This is a genomic window from uncultured Ralstonia sp. (genome assembly GCA_913056305.1).
In the GTDB taxonomy this organism is placed as follows: Bacteria; Pseudomonadota; Gammaproteobacteria; order Burkholderiales; family Burkholderiaceae; genus Ralstonia.
Genome location: CAJXMR010000019.1, coordinates 20,328 through 44,492, shown reverse-complemented (window position 1 = coordinate 44,492; position 24,165 = coordinate 20,328). Strand labels below are relative to the sequence as shown.

Genomic DNA, 24,165 nt, shown 5'->3' with positions numbered 1-24,165 from the left:
CCACGCCCGCGGTCAGCAAGCGCCTGGCGCAGATGGAAGCGCGCATCGGCATGCCGCTGCTCACGCGCACCACCCGGCGCATGAGCCTGACGCCCGAAGGCGAGGTCTTCCTGGAACGCGCCCGCCGCATCCTGGGCGAGATCGACGATCTGGACCAGTTGCTCACGCAGGCCAAAGGGCGCCCGAGCGGCCTGCTGCGCGTGAATGCCACGCTCGGCTTCGGGCGCATGCACATCGCCCCGGCCATCTCGGAATATGTGAAGGCGTATCCCGATGTGGACGTGCAGCTGCAGCTCTCGGCCGACCCGCCGCCCTTGAACGAAGACCTGTTTGATGTGTGCGTGCGCTTTGGCGAACCGCCGGACGCGCGCATCATCGCCCGCAAGGTGGCGCCCAACCGCCGGCTGCTGTGCGCATCGCCCGGCTACCTGCGGCAGCACGGCACGCCCCTGACGCCCGCCGATCTGGCCCGCCACAACTGCATCGGCATCCGCCAGGGCAGCGACGCCTATGGCGTGTGGCGGCTGACCTCGGGCAAGGGCGCCAAGCGCCGTACGGAGCCCGTGCACGTGCGCGGCAACCTGACCACCAACGATGGCGAGATCGCCGTCAGCTGGGCGCTGGAGGGCCACGGCATCGTCATGCGAGCGGAATGGGACATCGACCGCTACCTCAAAAGCGGCCGGCTGGTGCAGGTGCTGCCGCAGTACGCCACGCCAGAGGCGGACATCTACGCGGTCTATCACCACCGGCACCAGTTGTCTTCGCGCATCCGGCTGTTCGTGGACTTTCTGGTGGGGCGGTTCGAGCCACCGCTGCGTTGAGGGGCCGCAACCCACAACACCAACACCACAGCCACCATGATTGACCACCCCGCATTCAGGCCGCGGCCGGACCTTGGGCAATTCGCAAAGGACGGCCAGTGGGAGGCCGCATGGTCCTTTCCCGCCTCTGCCGTGCCAACGCCCGAACGCATCCACGCGTATCTCGCCGGTGCCACGGAGGTGGCGTTCGAGGCGTTCTTCGGCAGCGCGTTCTTCGGCGTGCGCCTGCGTGGCACCCCGCAGGAGACGGCGCGGCTGGCCGCGGCCTGCGCAATCGCCTTGGGCCATGCGGTGGATGGCGCAGCGTTCTTTGCCGACCTGACCCGCCGCCTTGGGCTCGGCGCGCTGGGGCGTGAGGTGGCATTTGCCGAGGTGGGCGCCGTCAATGCCTGGCGCTCCGTCGGGGCGTTCAGGATCGACCGGCTGGGCGATGTGTCCGAGCGCTTCGACGCGCTATGGCAAGCGCTTGGCGCCAGCGCCGTCGGCCGGGATGTTTCGCACCGCAAGGCGATCGAGTTTGCCTGCGAGCAGCCGGTGCCGCACTGGTTTGCGCTGCCGGTCAGTCAGCCGGTGGCACCGTTTGCGCTGGATGCGGCGGCGTTGCGGGACGCTGCAAGCGTCGGGTTGCGTATCCGCTGAATGCCGGCTCAGGCCGCCACATCACGCCGCCGCGTTCTGCACCCGATCCAGCGCGTTCACGAGCGGGGCGTCGTCTGCGGTTGGCACGGGCCGGCCATAGAAATACCCCTGGGCTTCACTGCATCCCGCCTCGCGAATCCACCGGACATGCGCCTGCGTCTCGACGCCTTCGGCCACGGTGGTGACGCCCAGGCGCTTGCCGAGATCGGCAATCGCGTGCACGAGCACCGCGCAGTCCGGCCGATCCGCAATGTCCGTGATGAACGACCGGTCGATCTTGATCTTGTCGAACGGGAAGGCGCGCAGATGCGCAAGCGATGAGTAGCCGGTGCCGAAATCGTCGAGGGCCACGCGCACGCCCATGTCGTAGAGCCGGCGCAAGTCTTCGAAGCTCTCTTCCTCGTTGTTGATGAGGGCGGTCTCCGTAACCTCGATTTCAAGCCGGTCGGGCGGGAGGCCGGATTCGAGCAGCGCCGCGAGCACGACCTTCGCGAGCGTGCCCTTGCCGAGCTGCATGGGCGAGATGTTGACGGCAACGCGCGCGCTGTCCTGCCATCCGGCCGCCTCAAGGCAAGCGCGCCGCAGCACGAATTCGCCCAGCAGATCAATCAGGCCGCTTTGCTCGGCAATGGGCACGAACTCCACCGGAGCGACCCAGCCCCGCTGCGCATGGTGCCAGCGCACCAATGCCTCGCGCGCCGTGACCTTGCCGGTCTCGACGTCGACGATCGGCTGGTAGAACACGAACATGCCGTCCTGGTTTTCCAGGGCGGTGCGCAGTTTCGCTTCCAGGCGCGCGCGCTCCTGCACGCGCCGCTCCATGTCTATCGAGAACACGCGCGAGACGCCCTTGCCGGCGGCCTTGGCCACGTAGAGGGCGATGTCGGCGCGCGTGAGCAGGGTTTCCGCGTCGTGCCCGTGGATGGGCGCGAGCGCGACGCCAATCGATGCGCTGATCCGCACGTTCTGATCGGCCTCGAGGCGATACGGTGCGCTCAGCGCGCCGATGAGGGTCATGGCGAGCGCTTGCGCCTCCTCCGCATCGCTGTGCGGCAGGAGGATGGCAAACTCATCGCCGCCGAGCCGCCCGATGGAGACGCCAGGCCCATCGCATACGGCGCGCAGCCGGTCCGCCACCAGCTCGAGCAAGGTATCCCCAACGTGATGGCCACGGGTGTCGTTGACGAGCTTGAAGCCGTCGAGATCGATGTACAGCAGCCCGTGGTGCATGCCTGCCTGCGCGAGACTGGTCTCCAGCTGCTCGCGAAAGGTCATGCGATTGGCCAGGCCGGTGAGCGTGTCGTAATGCGCAAGCTGGCGGATGCGGTTCTCGGCTTCCACCTCCTTGGTGACGAGCGCCCAGGTCAGCATGGGCCCGAGGTAGCTGCCGTCATCCCCCCTGACCGCCGACACCTGGAGGTCCAGCACTTCCGACCCCAAGGTGATGCGCGCGTTGTGCGGCAGGTTGGCCGGGTCGGAGAGCAACCGGCGCTGGTGCCCTGGCATCTTGTGGAAGACGTCGATGCAGGTGCCGAGCAGCGTATCCGCAGTGATCGGCAACAGGTGCGCAATCTTGTCAACCAGCCGCTTGGACGTGGTGTTGGCGTAGTTGACGATCAGGCTGTCCGGCTCCACGGTCATGACCGCAACCGGCATGTCGTCGATCATGCGCAGCAGGCGGCTCTGCTCCTGCTCCCGGCGCCGCGCCTCGGTCTGCGCGTTCACCATGGAGGTGAAGGTGCGGTAGCTGATCATCAGGATGACCAGCAGGCCAAACGAGACCAGCGCCATGTTGACGGCGATGGCGACGAAGGTCGGCTGCCCCGTCCCCGCAAAGAACACGATGAACGCCCCGTTGACGATGACCGTGACCATGACGGCGGCCGAGCGCAGATGCATCAGGCAGAAGATGCAGGCGATCACGGTAATGGCCATGTAGAAGGCCAGGTAGGAGCGCGTATAGGCGTCGCCGTATTCGAACAGCATCAGCGACCACGACGTGAACGCGATGGCAATGACGCTGGCCAGGCGATTGGTGCGCGTGAGCACGCGGTGGGCGAACTCGGGAGTCGGCTCGATGCGGCGGGATCGCCACCAGTGGACCACGCGAATCGCGCAGCCGAGCGTCAGCGCGGCCGGTATCCCCACCGTGAGCCAGGCAGGCGCGTGCCACAAGAAGGCCATGGCCACCGCCCAGCTGCTGGTGATGAGGATGAAATACATCATCGGCAACTGGCGCGACAGGGCGTGATATTGCGCCTTGAGCAGCTCCGGGTTGTCGCGTGGCACACCCATGAATTGAGCGACCCGGTTCGCAATCTTTCTCACCATGATTGGGGGGTCCTGTTACCAGAGGGGCGCTCGGGTTGGGATTCGTCTGCCGGGTTGGCATTGGATGAGGATTGCGATGGGAAGCGCAACCTCGCCACAGGCACGTCACCCGTGGGGTGGCTCGCTTCCATGATCTCTATCGCCAGAATTTACGTTTCCTGAAGGTCAAATTTCAGCGCGTATGCGTCACTTTTGACAATTGCCCGCGGGATCGCGAGCGGTTATTGCGCCGGACGTCTTATTGGCGCGCTGGCGCCGCGCGCAAACGATGGCAACCGGAACGCTGGCGAGACCAGGATGGCAGTACGATAGGCCCCACCCCGGACCCCAGACAGCGCCCAGGAGACATCCCATGACGCTCCACCCTCGCCGCATCGCGTTTGCGCTGTCGTTGCTTCTGCTGGTGCCCGGCGCCCACGCCGCCAGCGACACCTCTGACCTGCAGAACCGCGGCCACGATCCGTTTTTCCAGATCTCCTCGGCGATCCCCGACTGCCCGGAGCCCGCCGGCCCCCGCGTGAGCGAGGCCGAGTGGAAGCGCGAGTCGCACCACCGCATCGAGCATGGCAACCACTGCTGGGTGGAAGGCCGCTGCCGCCTGCCGAATGCCTTTGCCTACGACGATGAGATTGCCGACAGCGCGCGCCGCCGGCTGCAGTATCTGTCGATCCACATGCCCGAATGGCGGCAGAGCACGCTGTGGGTGACGGTATGGCAGCGGTGGATGCTGGTGCAGGGCTGCGTGGCGCCGGGCGTGGCGGTAGCGCCGTTCATTGAGGCGCTACGAGAGGTGCCCGACGTCGAACGTGTGGTCGACGAGACGACGGCACACCCGGAGCGCGGCGTACCCTACGAGCGCTACAACCCGCCGAAGAAGTAAGGCGCGCTCGCGATGCCTTCCACCCTCAGCCCGCCAGCACCGCCTCAAGCCGATCGATCACCATCGGCCAGCCCTTGCCCATGCCGTGGAAGGCAGCGCTGCCCATTGGCGCATCAAGGTCAAACCCCGCGTGCTCGAGCGTGAGGTGGGTGCCCTCCCCCTCGGGAGCAAGGCGCCAGGTGATGGTGGTATTCAATGTGCCGGGCGCGAAGGCGAACGACAGGCGCCGTTCCGCGTCGACCGCCAGCACTTCGCACGGCTGCTGGCCCCATTGCCCCATGTCCAGCGTGAAGCGGTGCCCCACGGCGGCGCGGATGTCTCCGGCGGCCCACCAGCGGGCGTGGGTTGCCGGGTCGGTCAGGGCAGCCCACACCTTGGCAGGCGGGTGCGAAAGGGTTCGGGTGAGCTGGATGGTGCCGGGGGCTGTCATGTCGTGTCCGTTGCGGCCAATGCGGTCGGCGGGACTGTACACCAGCAGCCAGATGCACCGTGTCCCTACGCGACGTGCGCCGCAAAGCCGGATGCATCCGGCGCGATGTCCGCGCGCAAGGTCAGCGCCGGAATTTCGTACGCACCGGCGTTCTGCTGGCGAAACGGGATCGGCGCCGCGGTGAACAGCGTGTCCAGCCGCTGGCCGAGCGCCTCGCGCGTCTGTGCAAAGCGGGCGTCGTCCATGCGGCCCGTGCGGTAGATCACGAACGGCGGCACCACGTCGAAGCCGGGGTAGTACAGGATGCCGTGCTGGATCGGGAACAGGAGGTCGTCGATCGGGCCATTGATGCCGCGCGCGCTGTAGTGCGATGCCCAGCCGCCCGTGGTGACAACCAGCATGGCGCGCTTGCCGGCGAGGGACCCTTCGCCGTAGCGGTCGCCCCAGTGGGTGTCGGAGTGCTCGCCCACGCCATAGGCGAAACCGTAGGCGTAGACACGCTCCACCCAGCCCTTGAGGATGGCCGGCATCGAGAACCACCACAGCGGAAACTGGAAGATGACGGCATCGGCCCAGCGCAGCTTGTCCTGCTCGCGGGCGATGTCGTCGCTCTGCAGGCCATGCTCGAAGGCATGTTTGGAATCAAGCGACGGGTGGAAGTGCGTGCCCACCGGCGCAACCGTGCTGTCGTCGGCATCGAGCGTGGCTTTCCACTGCATGGCATACAGGTCGGAGACCTGGACCGTGTGGCCGGCGGCTTCCAGGCGCTGGACGGCAAAGTCCTTGAGCGCGCCGTTTAGCGAGGTGGGTTCAGGGTGGGCATAGACAATCAGGACATTCATGGCGGTCACTCCGTAGCGGGATGGCTTCAGAATGGGGCCGCGCCAGGTATATTGAAAATGAATTCTCCATATTACAGGTATTGCCATGAATAATCTCAGGCGGCTGGACCTCAACCTGCTGGTCACGCTGGATGTGCTGCTCGCCGAGCACAACGTCACGCGCGCGGCGCAGCGGCTGAACTACTCGCAACCCTCCATCAGCGTGCAGCTGGCCAAGCTGCGCGACATTTTTGGCGACCCACTGCTGCTGCCCGGCCCGCGCGGCATGCGCCCGACCGCACGGGCCGAGGCGCTGCGCGAGCCGTTGCGGCAGGCGCTCGAAGCACTGGAGCAGGCGGTCGCCCCCGCCAGCCCGTTCGACCCGGCCCAGGCCACCGACACCTGGCGCGTGGCCGCCACCGACTACGGCGAGTCGACCATCGTGCTACCTGCGTTGAACCGCCTGCGCACCGCTGCACCAGGCACCCGGCTGGCCGTGCTGGAGCTGGTGCCGCCGCGCATCGCCCGGCAGGCGGAACAGGGCGAGATCGACCTCGCCTTCCACACCACGGAAGGCGCACCGCCCGGCCTGCGCCGCCGCGCGCTCTTTACGGAGCGGTACGTGCTGGTGGGCCGCATCGGGCACCCGCGCCTGAAACGGCGGCCGACGCAGGCGCAGTTCTGCGCGCTCGATCACGTGATCACCTCGCCAGACGGCGGGGGCTTCTTCGGCGTCACCGATGAAGCGCTCCAGGCCGCCGGCCTGACGCGCCGGGTGGTGCTGTCGGTGCCGCACTTCCTGTTTGTGATGACGGCTGTCGCCAGCACCGACCTCGTGGCGATGCTGCCGGAGCGTCTGGTACGCGGTGCCAGCGCGCTACAGATGGTCGCGCCGCCGGTGGAAGTGCCCGGCTACGAGATGTCGATGCTGTGGCACGAGCGCGTGCATCGTGACCCGGCACACCAGTGGTTGCGGGAGGCGATTGCGGGCGCGGTGTGAATCACGCGCCCGCCTCCTGAGCGTCGATGACGATGGCGCGAAAATCGTTGACGTTGGTCAGCGTCGGGCCGGTGATGACCGAATCGCCCAGCGCCTGGAAGAAGCCGTGGCCATCGTTGTTGTCCAGCGACTTGCGCGGCGGGATGCCGAGCGCCCAGGCACGCGCGAGCGTGTCCGGCGTGATGCACGCGCCCGCAATCTCCTCGGCCCCGTCGACGCCATCCGTGTCGCCGGCAATGGCGTACACGCCGGGCAAGCCGTCGAGCGCAACCGCGAGCGACAGCAGGAACTCCACGTTGCGCCCGCCCCGGCCGCTGCCCCGCACGGTGACGGTCGTCTCGCCGCCTGAGAGCAGCACGCACGGCGCCTTGAACGGCTGCCCGCGCACCGCCACCTGCCGCGTCATGCCGGCCATGGCACGACCCAGGTCACGCGCCTCGCCTTCCAGGCTGTCGCCGAGGATGTACGGCGTGTAGCCGGCGGCTTCCGCCACCTTGGCGGCGGCCTCGAGCGCGACTTGCGGCGTGGTGATGAAGCGCGTCTCCGTGTTCTGCAGGCGGGCATCGCCGGGCTTGATGCTCTCGGCCTCGTCACGCTGCAGGAAGGCCCGCACGCTGTCGGGCACGGCGATCCGGTAGCGGTCGAGAATGGCGAGCGCATCCGCGCGCGTGGTCGGGTCGGCCACGGTGGGGCCGGACGCGATGTCGACCGCGTTGTCGCCGGGCACGTCGGAAATCAGCAGCGTCAGCACGCGCGCCGGATAGCACGCCGCGGCCAGCCGGCCGCCCTTGACCTGCGAGAGATGACGCCGCACGCAGTTCATCTCCGAGATGCTGGCGCCGCTGTGGAGCAGCGCGCCATTCACGGCCTGCTTGTCGGCCAGCGTGATGCCCTCGCCCGGCGCCACCATCAGCGACGAGCCGCCGCCAGAGATCAGGGCGATGACCAGATCGTCCGCCGTCAGCCCCGACACCAGCTCGCGGATACGCGCGGTGGCGTGCAGGCCCGCTTCGTCCGGCACCGGGTGCGCGGCTTCGACAATCTCGACGTGCTCGCATGGCACCGCATAGCCGTAGCGCGTGATGACCAGCCCTTCGAGCGGCGCGGTCCAGTGGGCTTCCAGTGCCTGCGCCATCGCTGCCGATGCCTTGCCGGCCCCAATGACGATGGTGCGCCCCTTGGGCGGCTGCGGCAGATGCGGTGCGAGGCAGCGCGCCGGCTGGGCGGAAGCAACCGCGGCGTCGAACATGGCGCGCAGCAGCGCGCGCTGGTTGGCGTGGGGCTTGGAATGCATGGACTGCCTCGGATGATGTGAGCGAATCTAAGCCGCGCCGGGTGACATGCGGCCCGGTTGCAGTCTACGCACGAAGGTGCGACGCGCCTATTGGCAAATCCTCAAGGCCGCCTGGCCGCACGGGAAACCCCTGGTGCGACGAGGCTTTGCCGACGATCCCCCAACCCTGCGGCGCGACCGGCGCGCCTCAGGCAGCGTCCGCCTCCGGCGGCCAGACCATCGGCACGGTCGCCAGCAGTGCCTGGACCATCGGCTCCTCCGCACTGGCGCGCCGGTGCAGCAGGCACAGCGGGCACGGCAGGCGCGCGCCGTCCCAGATGACGGCCTGCCCGCTCTGCACCATGCCGGCGGCCAGGCGCTCGCGCATCAGGCCCAGCGCCACACCGGACTGCACCAGCTCGATCATCGACGCTTCCTGGTCGGCCTCGACCACGGTGCTGTAGGACAGCCCGCGCTCGGCAAACATCTGCGCGACCATGCCGTGCTGCGAGCTGCCGGCGGGCGTCGCCAACCATGGCATCGCAGAGAGCTCCTGCAAGGTGGCCGTACGCAGCCGCGCCGCCCAGGCGACGGGCGCGACCACCACGTAGTGTTCGACTGCGAGCGGGTGGACCATGATCTCGGGGTCGCGCACCGTGCCGAGGTAGAAGCACGCCTCCACCTGAGCGTCGCGCAGCATCTGCAGGACACTGCCCGAAATGCCATGAGCCAGCGTCACGTCGATGTGCGGATAGAACTTGAGCAACGCGGCCAGCAACGGCCCCAGGCGCAGCGACTCCGGATCGATGATCGTCCCCAGGCGCAGCACGCCAGTGATGTTGCCGCGCAGGGACGCCGCCAGCGCGGCCATCTCCTGCGCCCCATCCACCACGCGCCCCGCGATGGGCAGCAGGCGCCGGCCCGCCGCCGTGACGGTCATGCCGGTGGGGGTGCGGTCGAACAGCAGCACGCCCAGTTCATCCTCCAGGCTCTTGATCTGCTTGGAGATGGCGGACTGCGTGAGATGCAGCTGCTCGCCCGCGCGACCGAGCTGGCCGGTGCGAGCAACGGCGAGTACCGCCTTGAGTTGATAGAGTTCCATGTGCAGGGGCGCAGGCAGCGGCGTCGTGTGGCGAAGTGCCGAAGCGGCACCAGCTTGCCAAGCCGATAGTATGCCGCGAGGGCCCGGATGGTCGCAGGGGCCGCAGGTGCTGCCGTGGCTGGGAAAGAAAAAAGCCCGCGAGGCAGCGGGCTGAAAATGGAGAGAGGAGACATGGTTGACGAAGAGCATGGGCCGGCTGGTGCCCGTTGCGTCCACCAAGTGTTACGACCAGCCGCTTGCTGCGTACGGCTGTGGACCTACCGTTCAGATTTCACCCGACCGATCCCGTTCATCAAGGATTCCGCTGCGCGGGCAGAGACCGTCACCGCGCAGTGGATGCACTTTACGGCAGCCTGGCTTTCATCGGCCTTTCGCGTTGCGACACCGAGCCACCGCCCGGCCCACGCTGCGCGACCGATTGCGCACGGCTGACGCGGGACGTGCTGCGGGAAGCAACGCGCCTGCCTATGCTCGCCCGCCTGTCACTGCCTCCAGCGCTTGCACAAAGCGCGCCACGACGGGCGGCTGCGACGCCCCATCAAACGCAAAGTCCACGTTGAACCGTTCGGCCACCTCATCCAGCGGCACTAGGCGGACGGTGGGCGGGCACACCACCGACAGGCTCTCCGGCACAAATGCGCACCCCATGCCGGCAGAGACAAGCCCGATCACGGTCGGGATGTCGGCGCCGATCTGCGTAACGCGAGGCGTGAAGCCGGCGCGCTCGCACTGCGCCATCAGGAAGCGATGGTGCGCAGCGGAGCGCTCGGGGTCGAACCAGACGAAGGGCTGATCGGCCAGCTCTGCCAGCGCGGCGGGTGGCTTGCGCCGGCTGCCCGCTGCTGCCGGCATGGCCAGCACGAACCGGTCGCTGAGCAGCGCAATGCCGGACAGTTGCGGTGCCGCCTCGTCGCGCCAGGCCATGATGCCGCCGTCGAGTTGTCCGCGCGCGATGGCCGTCACCTGTTCGGCAGAGAGCATCGGCTCGACCGACACCTTCACCTCCGGGCATGCCGCGCGGAATGCCTTGAGCACCTGCGTGACCACCGGCAGCGGAAGGTAGTTGGGCAGCGCGCCCAGGCGCAGCTCGCCAAGCTGCCCCGCCGCGCTGCGCAGGGCGCGCTCGCGGCTGCCTTGCAGGTCCGCCAGCAGTTGCTTCGCATCGCGCAGAAAGCTCTGCCCGGCCGGGGTCAGCTCCACGCCCTTGGTCTTGCGCACCAGCAGCGGCGTGCCGATGGCCGCCTCCAGCTCGCGAATCTGCCGTGACAGCGCAGGCTGCACGATCCCGACCGTCCGTGCGCCGGCCATCACGCTGCCGGCTTCCGCCACCGCCACGAAGTAGCGCAGGTGGCGCATTTCCACAGTGCGCATCGCCCTCCCCCTCCCGCTTGATGCATACCTGATAAGCATAGCAAAGCGACGCCGATAGTATTTGTGCGCATACCGTCCATTGCATAGGATCGTGCGTTCCTTCTCGGTCTTTCGCTTCGATCCATGCCGCTGCATATCCCGACCCCGTACATCCAGTCCCAGTTGTATTCGCACCGCCTGGGCAAGCGCGTCTGGCTCAAGATGGAGGCCGCGCAGCCCTCCGGCTCCTTCAAGCTGCGCGGCATCGGTGCGGTGTGCGAGGCGCAGCGTGCTGCCGGCGCGCAGCGGTTCGTGTCGTCGTCGGGCGGCAATGCGGGGATTGCGGTGGCGTATTGCGCTCGCGCGCTGGGCATACCCGCGCTGGTGGTGGTGCCCGAGAGCACATCCGAGCGCGCACGTGAGCTGATCCGGCAGGAAGGCGCGGAGCTGGTCGTGCACGGCGCCGCGTGGGCAGACGCGAACGACCTGGCGCGCTCCCTGACCGGCCCGCGCGATGCCTTCGTGCATCCCTTCGACGATCCACTCCTGTGGCACGGCCACGCCAGCATGATCGACGAGATGGCCGCCACCGGCCCCAAGCCGGGCGCCGTCGTCGTGGCCGTGGGCGGGGGCGGGCTGCTGTGCGGCGTGCTGGAGGGGCTGCACCGCAACGGGTGGTCCGACGTGCCTGTCATCGCGGCGGAGACGGTGGGGGCGGAGTGCTACGCGCTGTCGGTGGCGCAGGGCAAGCCGGTGGAGCTGCCCGCCATCACCAGCGTGGCCACATCGCTGGGGGCGAAGCGGCCCTGCGATGGCGCGCTCGCCTGGACGAGCCGGCACGCGATCCACAACGTGGTGGTGTCCGACGCAGAAGCCGTTGCCGCGGCGCTGGCGTTTCTCGACGCGCAGCGCGTGCTGGTCGAGCCGGCCTGCGGTGCCGCCCTGGCCGTGCTCGATCGCGGCCACGCGGTGTTCGAGCACGTGGACGACATTGCCGTGATCGTGTGCGGCGGGGCAACGGTGTCGGTCGATCAGTTGCGGGCCCTGCGCGACGGGAGCGGGCCCGCCGTCGCGCAAGCCACACGGCACGGCGACTAAGCGTCGAGCGGCCCCGGCACGACCACGCCGTAGTAGTGCGTGTCCTTGGACTTGAGGATGTAGTTGTCCGGGCCCGCCAGCGTGTCCGCGTCGTGGTCGTCGTCCACGTTGTTCAGGCGCACGACGAGGTGGCCGCCCAGCACGTAGACGTCGGGGTTGCTGCGGTCATCCAGCGCACGCTGGCCGACCCAGTAGCTCATGCCCTTCTGCTTCTGCTGGTGGTACTGGCTGACGGTCGAATCCTTGGCCTTCGACGGCTTGCCTGCGACTTCATTGACGAGTGGCATCGTGCATCTCCATGGGGTGGCTGGTTGCGCGGTGCGCACCAGGCATGCGCCATTGCATGCATTGCCACCGTAGCGGCCACCACCCCGCGCTCAAATGGGCCGGAAGTCATGTCCGTCGACACGGATCGGATGCCGGCCTGACGCCCAGCGCGTCACGGCTTGCCGCGCGGCTGGGTCGTATGGCGCGCGGCCCGATCGCGCACGGCCTGCGCAAACAGCCGAAAGCCGAAGCGCGGTGGGCGACGAGACTACTGACCGGCCAGCCACCGCCGCACGATCGCCGCGCTGTAGCGCGAGCCGACCTCTGCCACGAAGCGCGCGAAATCCACGTGCGCATCATCGTCCGCCCGGTCGGAGATGGTGCGAATGGCCGCGAAGGGGATGCCCCACTCGTGGCAGACCTGCGCCACCGCCGCGCCCTCCATCTCCACGGCCAGCGCATCGGGCAGCGCCTCGCGCAGGACGTGGCTCTCTGCGGCGGTCGCCACGAACCGGTCGCCGCTGGTGATGAGGCCGGTGACCACCTTGGGCGACGCGATCCCAAACGCCTGCATGACCGGCTCGCCCAGGAGGGCGCGCGGGTCGGCCAGCACCGCTGCGGCACTCTCGATCAGGCCTTCGACCAAGGCGGCATCCGCCGGGAAGCGCGCCATGCCGGTCAGCGGAATCTCCCAGCGGGGGAACAGCGGCGAAGCGTCGACATCGTGCTGCAGCAACTCCGTCGAGATCACCACATCGCCAATGGCGACGCCGGGCGCCAGTGCACCCGCCACGCCGGTAAAGACGACCGCCCGCACCCCGAAATGGGCCGCCAACACGGCCGTGGTGGCTGCGGCGGCCACCTTGCCGACGCGCGAGAGCACGACCACCACGGGGTGCCCGTCCAACTCCCCCGTCCAGAATTCTCGGCTGCCAATGCGCACCTGCTGCCCGCTGGGCATGAGCGCCAGCAATTCGCTGAGTTCTTCGTGCAATGCGGCAACGATGCCGATGGGGCGTGCTTCCATGGGGGCGGGATGTGAGGTGAGATCAGGAGACGGTTGACCGGCGTGCTGCCGGGCCGCCATTTTCACAGAACCGGACCAGGGCGTCTCGGCCCTGGCAGCCAACCGCATTTCTCTTCAGCGGGCCGACGGTCTACCATACCTCGGCAACGGATTGCAGCCGCCACGAAGGAGAGCGCCATGACGCAACGCTTCGACGCCATCATCATCGGCACCGGGCAATCGGGCCCGCCGCTGGCCGCGCGACTATCCGGCGCGGGCATGAAGGTCGCCATCATCGAGCGGGGGCGCTTTGGCGGCACCTGCGTGAACACCGGCTGCATCCCCACCAAGACGCTGGTCGCCAGCGCCTATGCGGCGCGGCTGGCGCAACGCGCCGCTGAATATGGCGTGGTGATCGGGGGGCCGGTCTCGGTGGACATGCAGCAGGTCAAGGCGCGCAAGGACGAGATTGCCGGGCGCTCCGCCCGTGGCGTGGAACAGTGGATGCGCGGGCTGGAACATTGCACGGTCATCCAGGGCCATGCGCGCTTCGAGAGCCCGCATGCCGTTCGCGTCGGCATGGGTGGAACCAGCGTACTGCTGGAGGCGGACAGCCTCTATATCAACGCCGGCGGGCGCGCGCTGGTGCCGCCCATGCCCGGGCTGGACCAGGTGCCCTACCTGACCAACTCCACCATGATGGACGTCGACACGCTGCCCGAACACCTGATCGTCGTCGGCGGCAGCTACGTCGGGCTCGAGTTCGGCCAGATGTACCGACGCTTTGGCTCGCGCGTGACGATCGTGGAGAAAGGCCCGCGCCTGATCGCACGCGAAGACGAGGACGTCTCGCAAGCGGTGCGCGAGATCCTGGAGGCGGAGGGCATCGACGTCCAACTGGGCGCCAACTGCCTGAGCACAAGGCGCAACGGAGCCAACGTGGTGGTCGGGCTGGATTGCACCGGTGGCGCGCGCGAAGTCTCAGGCTCGCACCTGCTGCTGGCGGTCGGGCGCGTGCCCAACACCGACGATCTCGGCCTGGACAAGGCCGGGGTCGAGACCGACGCGCGCGGCTATATCAAGGTCGATGAGCAACTGCGCACCAATGTCCCCGGCATCTGGGCCATCGGCGATTGCAACGGCCGCGGCGCGTTCACCCACACGTCGTACAACGACTTCGAGATCGTGGCGGCCAACCTGCTTGACGATGACCCGCGCAAGGTGTCGGACCGCATCCAGGCGTATGCGATGTACATCGACCCGCCGCTGGCCCGTGTGGGCATGTCGTTCACCGAGGCCAAGCAATCCGGGCGCAAGCTGCTGGTGGGCACCCGCCCGATGACGCGCGTCGGGCGCGCCGTGGAGAAAGGCGAGAGCCAGGGCTTCATGCGGGTGATCGTCGACGCGCAGACGCACGAGATCCTGGGTGCCATGATCCTGGGCGTGACCGGTGACGAGGTCGTACATTCGCTGCTCGACGTGATGTATGCCAAGGCACCGTACACCACGATCAGCCGCGCCATGCATATCCACCCGACCGTGTCGGAGCTGGTGCCGACACTGCTGCAGGAGATGCGGCCGGTGGAGTGACGACGGGAGGCATCGCGATGCATGCCTGCCCGACGTCAAGCCGATCCGGTCGATCAGGCCGGCTTGATCTGCGCGATCACGACCAGGATGACCGCCGCATTGCCCGGCTGCTGGAACTGCGAATACGCCGCGCGCGCATGACCGGCCTTCTCGGCCAGCACTTCCGCAAAGAGATCCGATGCACCGTCCAGCACCGCCGGCTGCTGCAGCCAGCCCGGCGCGCTAGTGATGTGCCCTTCCAGCCGAACAATGTGGTCCAGGCGCTCGAAGCCGCCCAGATGCGCACGGATCTGCGCGAGGACGTTGAGCGCCGTCAGCTCGGCGGCTCGCTTGCCCTCCTCCAGCGTCAGGTCGCGGCCGACCTGGCCCTGCCAGACGACCTTCCCGTCGACCAGCGGCAATTGCCCTGACACAAACAGCAAGTCGCCCGCCTGGCTGACGGCGGTGTAGCTGCCGAGCGGTTGCGGGGGATTGGGCAGCGTGAGACCGCGCGCTGCAAGGCGTTCTTCGATGGTCATGGTGGCTCCTGGCATCAAGCGTTGGTGGTGAATGGAAGCCACTCTAGGTGCGCGCCGTTCGCGAAACCAGCCACCGTGCGGAACAGCATTCTGACCACCATGTAACAAGTCGCCCGCCCATCCATCGCATACGATGGATCGGGCGGGGTGTGGGGTCAGGTGCAGGGTCAACGCGGCAGCAGCTTCTGGATCTGCGCTTCCGTCTCGGCGTACTGGCCTTCGCCGAAGTGCTGGTAGACGATCTTGCCGTTGGCGTCGATCAGGTAGAGCGCGGGCCAGTACTGGTTCTTGTAGGCGTCCCAGGTGGCGTACGCATTGTCCTGGGCGACCGGGTAGCGGATGCCGAACCGCTTCAGGCTCGCCTGCACGTTGGCGGTGGACTTCTCGAACGGGTACTCGGGCGTATGCACGCCGACGACCACGAGGCCCTTGTCCTTGTACTTCTCGTACCACTGGGTGACGTAGGGCAGCGTGCGGACGCAGTTGATGCAGCTGTAGGTCCAGAAATCGACCAGGACGACCTTGCCGCGCAGGGCGGAGAGGGTCAGCGGCGGCGAGTTCAGCCACTGCTCGATGCCAGCAAACTCGGGGGCCTTGCCGGTGTCGCCCGGCGTGGGCGCGGCATTGGCAAGGGTGGCAGCAAAGACCGCAGCGGCGGCGACACAGGCGCGAAGGGAGGTGCGCATGATTCAGACTCCTAGGTTGATCGAGGGAAAGACACTGGCCAGCCGTGCCACGACAAGCACGTCGACCTGGAAGAACATGGCAACCGCAATGGCCGCGACGGCTGCACCGAAGACCTGCTGCACGCGCTGCGCGTACGGCGAGACCTTGCGGACTTGCGCGGTCACGTACCGCCCGCCATATGCGATGGCGAGCAAGGGAATGGCGGCGCCCGCCGAGAACAGCGCGAGCAGCCCGCCTGCGCGGCCGAGGTCCTGCGCCTTGGCCACCAGGGCCAGGATGGCGGCGAGCGTGGGGCCCGCGCACGGGGTCCACACCACGCCGAGCGTCATGCCGAGCACGAAGCCGCCGGCCAGGCCGTTGCCTGCCCGGGACGCCACACCGGCAAAGCGGTCGACCACGCCACCGAACGGCGCCATGAGCCGCTCGAAGCCGCTCGGCCAGAGGCGGGCGAGGCCAGACAGGAACAGGATCAGGATGGCGAGGTTGCGGACCGCGTCATGCGCCCAGGCAAACGAACTGGAGAGCGCGCCAAAGGCAACGCCCAGCGCGGAAAATGCCACCACGAAACCCAGCACAATCGCCACCGGGCGCAGCGCGCTGGCCTCGTCGGTAGAGGCGCTGAGCACCATGGGCAGCACCGGGAGCACGCACGGCGAGGCGATCGTCAGCACGCCGGCCAACGCTGCAAGAACGAGGTCGATCATGATCGCCCCCCGTCAACAAGGGGCCCGCCGTGCAGGTGCGCGGCAGATGTGCGGGATACGGTGGCCATCGTGAACCTCTCCAGGTGGATGCGATGGCGTGATTTGAAGCCCGGTGCGTATCAGTGTTGTTTCCGGACCCGCCCCATGTGCAATGTTTCTTGTTTGCGGCCGCGCCAGATACAGAGCGATACAAAGCCACCCGGCAACCACCGCACAATGCCGTCACCGACCACGATGAAGGACACCGACAATGCGGCCCCTGCTGATCCTCGCTGCCATGGCACTATCCGCGCTGACCTGCGAGCTGCGCGGTGCCGGCACCTGCCGATGGGTGTTTCCCGCGCCCGCCAGCCGGGCCCGTGACGAGTCCATCCCCCCGACCCCACTGAACACGCGCCATGACCCAGCCTGACCACATCCTCATCGTCGACGACGACCGCGAGATCCGCGAACTGGTGGCGACCTATCTGGAGCGCAACGAGATGCGCGTGACGCTGGCATCGAACGGGCGCGAGATGCGCGCGGCGCTCGACAAGGGCTCGGTCGACCTGGTCGTGCTGGACCTGATGCTGCCCGGCGAGGACGGCCTCGCCCTGTGCCGGGACTTGCGCGCCGGCCCGCGCAAGAACCTGCCGATCCTGATGCTGACCGCGCGCAATGAAGAGGCCGACCGCATTCTCGGCCTGGAGATGGGCGCGGACGACTACCTCGTCAAGCCGTTTGCCGCGCGCGAGCTGCTGGCCCGCGTCCGCTCCGTGCTGCGGCGCGCGCGCATGCTGCCGCCCAATCTGCAGATCACGGAGGCAGCCACCGTGCTGGCCTTCGGCGACTGGCGGCTCGATACGACGGCCCGGCATCTGCTCGATGCGAATGACGTCGTCGTCGCGCTGAGCGGCGCGGAATACAAGCTGCTGCGGGTGTTTCTCGACCACCCGCAGCGCGTGCTCAACCGAGACCAGCTGCTCAACCTCACGCAAGGCCGCGACGCCGAGCTGTTCGAGCGCTCCATCGACCTGATGGTGAGCCGCCTGCGGCAGCGCCTGGGCGACGATGCACGCGAGCCCAAGTACATCAAGACGGTGCGCAACGGCGGCTACGTGTTCTCTGCCACCGTGGAGATTCGCGAGGCGCGCGCATGAGTACCGTGCGGCTGTGGCCGCGCACGCTGTTTGCGCGCCTGATGGTGATCCTCGTGGTTGGGCTGGCGCTGGCGCAGGGGCTGGCCTTCAGCCTCGTCCTGCACGAACGCTCCGATGCCGCTAACCAGTTGATGCTCGGCAATCTCGGCACCGACGTGGCCAGCTCCGTGTCCATGCTCGACATGATGCCCGCCACGATGCGCGCAGCCTGGGTCGGTCGGCTGAGCCGGCGTACATACCGCTACCAGCTCGACGACGGCATCCGCAACGACACGCCCCCGCGCGACGCCCTGTCCCGCGACGCAGCCGCCACCATCGCCCGCGCCTTGCACGGCCGGTATGACGTCACCGCCAACGCGGTGCCCGGCGGCGGCAACCAGTACCAGGTCCACCTGCGCCTGAGCGACGGCAGCCCGCTCACCCTCGACGTGCATCCCTCACCCGCGGCGATGTCGAGCTGGCTGCCAGTACTGCTGGGCGCGCAGCTCTTGCTGCTGGGCGGCTGCGCCTGGCTTGCCGTGCGGCTGGTCACCCGCCCGCTCAAGCAACTGGCCATGGCTGCGGAGAGCCTGGGGCCTGATCTCAAGGCAGCGACCCTCTCCGAGCAAGGGCCGGTGGAGGTGGCGCATGCGGCAGCGGCCTTCAATGCCATGCAGCAGCGCATCGCCGGCTACCTGGCCGAGCGCGTGCAGATCCTGGCCGCCATCTCGCATGACCTGCAGACGCCCATCACGCGCATGCGCCTGCGCCTGGACCTGATGGAGCCATCGGAGACGCAGGAGAAGCTGGTGCAGGACCTGCGCGCGATGGAGCATCTGGTGCGCGAGGGCGTCACCTATGCGCGCACGCTGCACGGCAGCGCCGAGACACCCGCGCGCGTGGATATCGATGCGCTGCTCGACAGCCTGGCCCACGACTACGAGGACGGCGGCACCGCGATCGCCATCGAAGGCAAGGTTGGTACGCCGCTCCAGACCCGGCCGCAGGCGCTGCGGCGCATCCTGACCAACCTGATCGACAACGCCATCAAGTTTGGCGGCGATGTGCAGGTGGCGGTGTCCCGAGCGCCCGACGGCGACCTTGCCATCGCGGTGCTGGACCGCGGCCCCGGCATTCCCGAGGCGGAGCTGGAGCGTGTCATGCAGCCGTTCTACCGGCTCGAAACCTCGCGCAATCGGGGCACGGGCGGCACCGGCCTCGGGTTGGCGATTGCCCAGCAGCTGGCGCAGGCCCTGGGCGGGCATCTGGCCCTGTCCAACCGACGGGGCGGCGGCCTGCAGGCCACGCTCACGCTGCCGGCCTGAGCGTGCGCGGGCTTGCTTTGTATCGGGCTGTATCTGCCGCAGACACCGATACGTGGGCGCACAACTTGGGGCGTCGATCGCTACAGGCCAGATACATCGGTTGATTTAAATGCTGTTGTAGCGCGGCGGGCGCGATGCGCACCGCGCGACAACCGATCCAACCACCTGAGCGAGTCTCACCATGACGCACATCGAAAACATCCTGTACACCGGCAAGACCCACACCACGGGCGGGCGCGACGGCGCCGCGCGCAGCGCGGACGGCCGGCTCGACATCAAGCTCTCGCCGCCGGGCAGCGCGGGCAATGGGACCAATCCGGAGCAGTTGTTTGCGGCGGGCTGGTCGGCCTGCTTTATCGGGGCGCTGGGCCGTGCGGCACACACCAGGAAGATGGCGCTGCCGCGCGATGCGGCGGTCGATGCGGAAGTGGACCTGGGCACGACGGGCGACGCCTACTTCCTGCAGGCCCGCCTGAACGTCAGCCTGCCGGGGGTCGCCCGCGAACTCGCGCAAGCCCTAGTCGACGATGCGCACCAGTTGTGCCCGTACTCCAAGGCCACCCGCGGCAACATCAACGTCGTGCTGAACGTGGTCTGAGCCCGGCCCCGCGCCAAACAGCAGACAGGCCTGCCCGCGCAAGCGTGCAGGCCTGTTTGCTTCAGGGCACCACGGAAAGAAACAGGTACGCCGCGAAGATCGCCAGATGCACCACGCCCTGCAGGATGGTCGTGCGGCCCTTGCCGAGCGTGAGCGACGACACGATCAGCGTCAGGATGAGCAGGACCGTCTCCTTGGACCCGAGCCCCAGCTCCAGCGGCCGGCCGATCCAGATGAAGACTGCTGCCACGGTGGGGATGGTCAGCCCGATGCTCGCCAGCGCCGAGCCCAGCGCCAGGTTCAGGCTGGTCTGGATGCGGTCGGCATTGGCCGCGCGCAGGGCGGCAAGCCCTTCGGGCAGCAGCACCAGTGCGGCGATGACGATACCCACCGTCGCCAGCGGCGCGCCGGCGCCCAGCAGCGCCGCTTCCACCGAGGGCGACAGGACCTTGGCCAAGCCCACCACGGCCACCAGGCACACCATCAACAGCACGGCGCTGCCGATGGCCACGCGTGCCGGCGGCGGCGGCGCGTGCACGTCCTCACTGGCGCTGCCCTCGACCAGGAAGTAGTCACGATGGCGGATGGTCTGCACGATCACGAAGCAGCCATACAGCACCAGCGAGGTCACGCCCGCAAAGCCGAGCTGCGACGGGGTGAACACGGGCCCGGGCGCAGAGCTGGTGTAGTTCGGCAGCACCATGGTCAGCGTCACCAGCGCGGCCAGCACCGCCAGGGCCGCATTCGCGCCCGGCGCCTGGAAGGCCTGCTCGCGATGGCGCAGGCCGCCCACGAACAGGCACACGCCGACGATGCCATTGCAGATGATCATGACCGCGGCAAACACGGTGTCGCGCGCCAGCCCCGCCTTCTCGGGCCCGGACGACAGCATGACCGATACGATCAGCGCCACCTCGATGACGGTCACGGCGATGGCCAGCACCAGCGTGCCGAACGGCTCGCCCACCTTGTGCGCCACCACCTCGGCATGGTGCACAGCCGCGAAGACGGCACCGGCCAGCGCCACCGCCATCAGCGCGATCAGCCAGCCGGGGCGCGTGGTCACCGTGCCGGCCACCAGCACCACCCACGCAAGCAACGGGGCGGCAATCGTCCAATGGGGCAGCTTGTTGGAGGTGACGGCCACGGGGTTCTCCTTGTTGTCGCCTTGCCGCGCGCATAGAGCGGCAGGCGAGGCAGATGTGGATGCAGGGGTGGCCTGAATATAAAGCATGCGCGGGGCACAGGCCCCGCGACGGCTTCAAGACATCAAGGCAACACCGCCAGCAACCGCATCCTCAGCGGAGCGTGGCCGATGGAGAGAACGTCAGCGGAGGGCTCCGCTCACTTCGCGGCGGCCGCGTCCGTGACCTCCAGGCTCCAGTACCTGGGCAGCGCCGCGTATGGGTCCGGCAGCGTCAGGGAGGTGATGTACACGGTGGCTGCGCCCTTGGCTGATGCCCCACGCACGAAGGTCGCCATCTGCGTAGTCGACGCGGCATACACGATATGCGCGAAGCGGCTGGTCGGGTAGTTCGCCTGCCATGCCTGCGGCGCATAGCTGGCGTAGTTCCGGGCGCTGTCCTCGAACACCACGATCTGGTCCGCCACCGGCAGGCTGGCGTAGATCTCGGGCACGTCGGTGCCCGGGTTGCCCGTCACCGTGTAGTTGGGCGACAAGCCCTTGATGTAGTTGTAGACCGACTGGTAGAACTGGACGTTCGCGGTCACGCTGTCGGCGGTCATCTCGTCGATGAAGAAGCCGTCAACGTTGTAGAACGACAGGTACGTGTTGATGTCCTGCACCACATCCGACAGCGGCCGGCCCGCATACGAGGTCGACACATAGCCGATCACCTTGCCGCCCGCGGCATGAATCTGGGCCACCGCCGCAACGTAGTTCGGGTCCTGCGCCGTATCCGGGCCGCTGTTGGGGTTGAGGATGACGGTGGTGGGCACCGTCCGCGCGGTCGAGGCGAGCGTGTTCCATTGGGTCGCGCCGGCGTCAGACGGATAGATGTACGCAGGCACGAGCAGCGATTCCGCGCGGGCGTGCGGGGCGGCCCCCAGTACGCCGGCCGCAAGCGCAACGCTCACACACGCGATGCGTACGAAAGCCGCGCGGCCGCCGGCCGCCAGCGATGCCGCTGCTGCAGCGGCGAATGCGGGCGTGAGCCCCCCCGTGAATTTCTCTTTTTTCATTGTGATGCCTCCTGACGACGCGATGGTCCGCGCCTGTCAATTGGCCCGCCGCCAACCCGAGATGGCAGCAGGCAACTGGCTGACTTCCAAAGCGGAAGCCCCTCTAGCTTTGCGTCACCGGATCGCTCCGGTTTTGCCTGAAAACCACTGCTTGCTACACAGTGCAAAACACTCTAACGGCTCGACATGCGTCTGGCAAACGAAGATTGGGGACTGTTCAACGCTGCAACATGCACACGTTGCAGCGTTGAACAGTCCCTGGGAGTGCAAAGCCAGCGGAAGGCTGCTGGCAGCGGGCGCGGCCGGCGGGTGCGGCCGGTGTGGGGGCAGCGATCGTCAGGCGCGCGCCGGATACTGCGCGAGCACGCGCGCACGCATCGAGGGCTTGATGTTGGCCTGTGACATATCCGCGTGGTAATGCGCCACCACGCGCGGGTTCATCACGCGAAACCACAACGGTGGCACATAGGCGAGCAGGATCATCGCGGCATAGCCGGCGGGCAGTTGCGGCGAGTGCTCGAAGTGGCGCAGGGCCTGGAATGAGCGCGTCGGGTTGGCGTGGTGGTCGGCGTGGCGCTGCAGCTGATAGAGGAACAGGTTCGTCACCACGTGGTTGCTGTTCCACGAGTGCTGCGGCGTGCAGCGCTCGTAGCGGCCGCTGGGCAGTTGCTTGCGGCACAGGCCGTAGTGCTCCAGGTAGTTGACCACCTCCAGCAGCGATGCACCGTACACCGCCTGGATCAGCAGGAACGGCACCACCTTGATGCCGACCACGGCAATGCACGCGCCCCACAGCACCACCGTCATGGCCCAGGCGTTGAGCACGTCATTGCGCCACGACCACACCGCGTGGCCGCTGCGTTCGAGCCGCTGCTTCTCCAGCGCCCAGGCCGACTTGATGCTGCCGACCACGGTGCGCGGCAGGAACGCCCAGAACGATTCGCCATAGCGCGCGCTGGCCGGGTCGGCCGGGGTGGCCACGCGCACGTGGTGGCCGCGGTTGTGCTCGACGAAGAAGTGCCCATAGGCCACCGGCGCGAGCGTGATCTTCGCCAGCCAGCGCTCGAAGCCGTCGGTCTTGTGGCCGAGCTCGTGCGCAGTGTTGATCGAGATGCCGGTCACCACGCCCACCGAAAACGCGAACGCAACGTAGTCGTACCACGTCAACTCGTAGGTGTGCAGCACCCACATCGCCACCGCAAAGCTGACGTACAGCACGGTCGTCGCCAGGTAGACGATGCGGCGGTAATAGCGCTGCTTCTCCAGTGTTGGTACGACCGCCTCGGGCGGGTTGTCGCGGTCATCGCCAATGAGCACGTCAAGGATCGGGATGACGGTGAACACGATCACGGGGCCGGCCCACCACAACGCGTGCCAACCGGTGGCAAGCGCCGAGACCGCTGCAATGATCGGCAGCGTGATGGTCAGCGCCCCGAGCATCCAGAGATAGCGCTTGCCGTCGTTCCATTCAACGGGCGCGACCGTGCCGGGTGTGGACATGTGTCTTCCTCCTGTTTGCCCTGTCGTGCCTGGGTCGATGGCGATCGTGCGCGCACGGGCGCGCCGCCGGGGTCATGCCCGACATCTGTTTATAGGCCCGGCATGCCGCCGCGCCAATGGCTCAATTAGGCTCGATCTTCCAAACAGGAGGGGGCCGGAGAATGGTGTTTCCGGTGGGGCTTGCGCTGGTGATTGAAACCGGCGATTTTTTGACGGACGGTCGATTTTGCTGCTGCGGTGCAGCCAGACGCGGTACGCCCTTGGCTAAGTCGAGGTCCTTGGGGGGCGAGCAGCGAACGCGCGCGCCATCACCTGAGCGTGTGAGGCCGGCGCACGCGTCAACCTGACGCGTGGCACCGTACCAATCCGACGGGCCGCAGGTGAGGCGGCGCCGTCGGTGTGCAGGGTTCCGCCCCGCCCAGCGCATCAGCCGTGGCCGCGCGCGCGGGGCAGGCCATCAATCTTCGTGATGGTGATGGTGCTTGTGGTGGTGGTGTCCGCGGCCTTCGCCGCGATCGCCGCCATACGAATTGCGCTGGAGATTGCCGCCCACCGCCGCACCCGCGCCGCCGCCAACGGCCGCGCCCAGAATGCCGCCCGTGCGGCCGCCCATGGCATTGCCAGCAGCCGTGCCGGCACCGCCGCCAAGCGCGCCGCCAACGATTGCACCAGTGCGCTCGCGCCGGTTCGACGTCACCGCGCCGCCGGCACCGCCGCCAATCGCGCCGCCGATTACCGAGCCGGTCTGCCCGCCGACGGCACCGCCCACTGCCGCGCCAGCCGCGCCGCCGAGCGCGCCTCCGAGCGCGTTGTTCAAATCATCCGCCGCTGCCGGCAGCGCCGTCGCACCCGCGAGTGCAGCGACGATGAGGGTCGGGGCAATTTTTTTCCACATGCTTGAT

The 24,165-nt window shown here is 67.9% G+C and carries 24 protein-coding genes and 1 riboswitch; of the genes, 9 read left to right on the top strand and 15 right to left on the bottom strand.

The genetic code is table 11. The features are described 5' to 3' along the window. Positions 1–824 (top strand): LysR substrate-binding domain-containing protein (locus QZ609_RS05650; RefSeq protein WP_295492108.1); only part of this gene is annotated, 824 nt, incomplete at its 5' end. Positions 825–956: 132 nt separating this feature from the next. Next, positions 957–1,463, top strand: coding sequence for a hypothetical protein (locus QZ609_RS05645; protein ID WP_295492106.1), 507 nt, complete (start codon positions 957–959; stop codon positions 1,461–1,463). A gap of 21 nt (positions 1,464–1,484) precedes the next feature. Here QZ609_RS05645 and QZ609_RS05640 read toward each other — a convergent pair whose 3' ends face one another. Then, on the bottom strand, positions 1,485–3,758 hold the full coding sequence (locus QZ609_RS05640) for an EAL domain-containing protein (RefSeq protein WP_295492104.1): 2,274 nt from the start codon (positions 3,756–3,758) through the stop codon (positions 1,485–1,487). A 388-nt stretch (positions 3,759–4,146) separates the two neighbouring features. Here QZ609_RS05640 and QZ609_RS05635 point away from each other — a divergent pair, with 388 nt between their 5' ends. Further along, positions 4,147–4,674: a BON domain-containing protein gene (locus QZ609_RS05635; protein WP_295492102.1), complete on the top strand. Its 528-nt coding sequence runs from the start codon at positions 4,147–4,149 to the stop codon at positions 4,672–4,674. Positions 4,675–4,699: 25 nt separating this feature from the next. Here the strand turns inward: QZ609_RS05635 and QZ609_RS05630 are convergent, their stop codons facing one another. Then, the gene (locus QZ609_RS05630; protein WP_295492100.1) at positions 4,700–5,104 is read right to left on the bottom strand and encodes an SRPBCC domain-containing protein; all 405 of its coding nucleotides are present in this window, start codon (positions 5,102–5,104) and stop codon (positions 4,700–4,702) included. A 65-nt stretch (positions 5,105–5,169) separates the two neighbouring features. Further along, positions 5,170–5,946 carry an NAD(P)H-dependent oxidoreductase gene (locus QZ609_RS05625; RefSeq protein ID WP_295492098.1) on the bottom strand — a complete coding sequence of 259 codons (777 nt, stop codon included), beginning with the start codon at positions 5,944–5,946 and terminating at the stop codon, positions 5,170–5,172. Between the two features lie 85 nt (positions 5,947–6,031). Between QZ609_RS05625 and QZ609_RS05620 the strand changes: the two genes are divergently transcribed. After that, complete coding sequence (locus QZ609_RS05620) at positions 6,032–6,925, top strand: LysR family transcriptional regulator (RefSeq protein ID WP_295492095.1); 894 nt, start codon at positions 6,032–6,034, stop codon at positions 6,923–6,925. 1 nt (position 6,926) lies between these two features. On the opposite strand, the gene QZ609_RS05615 is transcribed toward QZ609_RS05620, so the two are convergent. The 3 genes from QZ609_RS05615 to QZ609_RS05605 all read right to left on the bottom strand — a co-directional run bounded on the left by QZ609_RS05615 (position 6,927) and on the right by QZ609_RS05605 (position 10,671). After that, positions 6,927–8,219 (bottom strand): glycerate kinase, encoded by a 1,293-nt coding sequence (locus QZ609_RS05615; protein ID WP_295492093.1) that lies wholly within the window; start codon positions 8,217–8,219, stop codon positions 6,927–6,929. Between the two features lie 187 nt (positions 8,220–8,406). Continuing rightward, positions 8,407–9,300 (bottom strand): LysR family transcriptional regulator, encoded by an 894-nt coding sequence (locus tag QZ609_RS05610; RefSeq protein ID WP_295492091.1) that lies wholly within the window; start codon positions 9,298–9,300, stop codon positions 8,407–8,409. A gap of 465 nt (positions 9,301–9,765) precedes the next feature. Then, complete coding sequence (locus QZ609_RS05605) at positions 9,766–10,671, bottom strand: LysR family transcriptional regulator (protein ID WP_295492089.1); 906 nt, start codon at positions 10,669–10,671, stop codon at positions 9,766–9,768. Positions 10,672–10,794: 123 nt separating this feature from the next. Between QZ609_RS05605 and QZ609_RS05600 the strand changes: the two genes are divergently transcribed. Beyond that, on the top strand, positions 10,795–11,748 hold the full coding sequence (locus QZ609_RS05600) for a pyridoxal-phosphate dependent enzyme (RefSeq protein WP_295492087.1): 954 nt from the start codon (positions 10,795–10,797) through the stop codon (positions 11,746–11,748). Here the strand turns inward: QZ609_RS05600 and QZ609_RS05595 are convergent. Both QZ609_RS05595 and QZ609_RS05590 read right to left on the bottom strand, forming a co-directional pair. Beyond that, on the bottom strand, positions 11,745–12,035 hold the full coding sequence (locus tag QZ609_RS05595; protein ID WP_295492085.1) for a hypothetical protein: 291 nt from the start codon (positions 12,033–12,035) through the stop codon (positions 11,745–11,747). The genes QZ609_RS05600 and QZ609_RS05595 overlap by 4 nt on opposite strands. 248 nt (positions 12,036–12,283) lie before the next feature. After that, entirely contained in the window at positions 12,284–13,042 is a 759-nt protein-coding gene (locus QZ609_RS05590; protein ID WP_295492083.1) for a 5'-methylthioadenosine/adenosylhomocysteine nucleosidase, read from the bottom strand. A 177-nt stretch (positions 13,043–13,219) separates the two neighbouring features. Here QZ609_RS05590 and QZ609_RS05585 point away from each other — a divergent pair, with 177 nt between their 5' ends. Further along, positions 13,220–14,611, top strand: coding sequence for an FAD-containing oxidoreductase (locus QZ609_RS05585; protein ID WP_295492081.1), 1,392 nt, complete (start codon positions 13,220–13,222; stop codon positions 14,609–14,611). A gap of 53 nt (positions 14,612–14,664) precedes the next feature. On the opposite strand, the gene QZ609_RS05580 is transcribed toward QZ609_RS05585, so the two are convergent. The 3 genes from QZ609_RS05580 to QZ609_RS05570 all read right to left on the bottom strand — a co-directional run bounded on the left by QZ609_RS05580 (position 14,665) and on the right by QZ609_RS05570 (position 16,520). Continuing rightward, positions 14,665–15,129: a RidA family protein gene (locus QZ609_RS05580; protein WP_295492079.1), complete on the bottom strand. Its 465-nt coding sequence runs from the start codon at positions 15,127–15,129 to the stop codon at positions 14,665–14,667. A 167-nt stretch (positions 15,130–15,296) separates the two neighbouring features. Beyond that, positions 15,297–15,815, bottom strand: coding sequence for a thioredoxin family protein (locus QZ609_RS05575; protein ID WP_295492078.1), 519 nt, complete (start codon positions 15,813–15,815; stop codon positions 15,297–15,299). Positions 15,816–15,818: 3 nt separating this feature from the next. Continuing rightward, positions 15,819–16,520 (bottom strand): cytochrome c biogenesis CcdA family protein, encoded by a 702-nt coding sequence (locus QZ609_RS05570; protein ID WP_295492076.1) that lies wholly within the window; start codon positions 16,518–16,520, stop codon positions 15,819–15,821. Between the two features lie 398 nt (positions 16,521–16,918). Here QZ609_RS05570 and QZ609_RS05565 point away from each other — a divergent pair, with 398 nt between their 5' ends. The 3 genes from QZ609_RS05565 to QZ609_RS05555 all read left to right on the top strand — a co-directional run bounded on the left by QZ609_RS05565 (position 16,919) and on the right by QZ609_RS05555 (position 19,561). After that, positions 16,919–17,659, top strand: a complete 741-nt coding sequence (locus tag QZ609_RS05565; RefSeq protein WP_295492074.1) for a response regulator — start codon at positions 16,919–16,921, stop codon at positions 17,657–17,659. After that, the gene (locus QZ609_RS05560; RefSeq protein ID WP_295492072.1) at positions 17,656–18,963 is read left to right on the top strand and encodes a HAMP domain-containing sensor histidine kinase; all 1,308 of its coding nucleotides are present in this window, start codon (positions 17,656–17,658) and stop codon (positions 18,961–18,963) included. Before QZ609_RS05565 ends, QZ609_RS05560 begins: the two co-directional genes overlap by 4 nt. A 181-nt stretch (positions 18,964–19,144) precedes the next feature. After that, positions 19,145–19,561: an organic hydroperoxide resistance protein gene (locus QZ609_RS05555; protein ID WP_295492070.1), complete on the top strand. Its 417-nt coding sequence runs from the start codon at positions 19,145–19,147 to the stop codon at positions 19,559–19,561. Between the two features lie 61 nt (positions 19,562–19,622). Here the strand turns inward: QZ609_RS05555 and QZ609_RS05550 are convergent, their stop codons facing one another. The 4 genes from QZ609_RS05550 to QZ609_RS05535 all read right to left on the bottom strand — a co-directional run bounded on the left by QZ609_RS05550 (position 19,623) and on the right by QZ609_RS05535 (position 24,158). Continuing rightward, positions 19,623–20,708, bottom strand: a complete 1,086-nt coding sequence (locus tag QZ609_RS05550) for an ionic transporter y4hA (RefSeq protein WP_295492068.1) — start codon at positions 20,706–20,708, stop codon at positions 19,623–19,625. Between the two features lie 197 nt (positions 20,709–20,905). Continuing rightward, positions 20,906–21,763 (bottom strand): spherulation-specific family 4 protein, encoded by an 858-nt coding sequence (locus QZ609_RS05545; RefSeq protein WP_295492066.1) that lies wholly within the window; start codon positions 21,761–21,763, stop codon positions 20,906–20,908. 67 nt (positions 21,764–21,830) lie between these two features. Further along, a riboswitch (cyclic di-GMP riboswitch) is annotated at positions 21,831–21,911 on the bottom strand. Between the two features lie 188 nt (positions 21,912–22,099). Continuing rightward, positions 22,100–23,263 (bottom strand): alkane 1-monooxygenase, encoded by a 1,164-nt coding sequence (locus QZ609_RS05540; protein WP_295492064.1) that lies wholly within the window; start codon positions 23,261–23,263, stop codon positions 22,100–22,102. A gap of 457 nt (positions 23,264–23,720) precedes the next feature. Next, a complete protein-coding gene (locus QZ609_RS05535; RefSeq protein WP_295492062.1) occupies positions 23,721–24,158 on the bottom strand; it encodes a hypothetical protein in 438 nt (145 codons plus the stop codon). Positions 24,159–24,165: the final 7 nt, after the last annotated feature.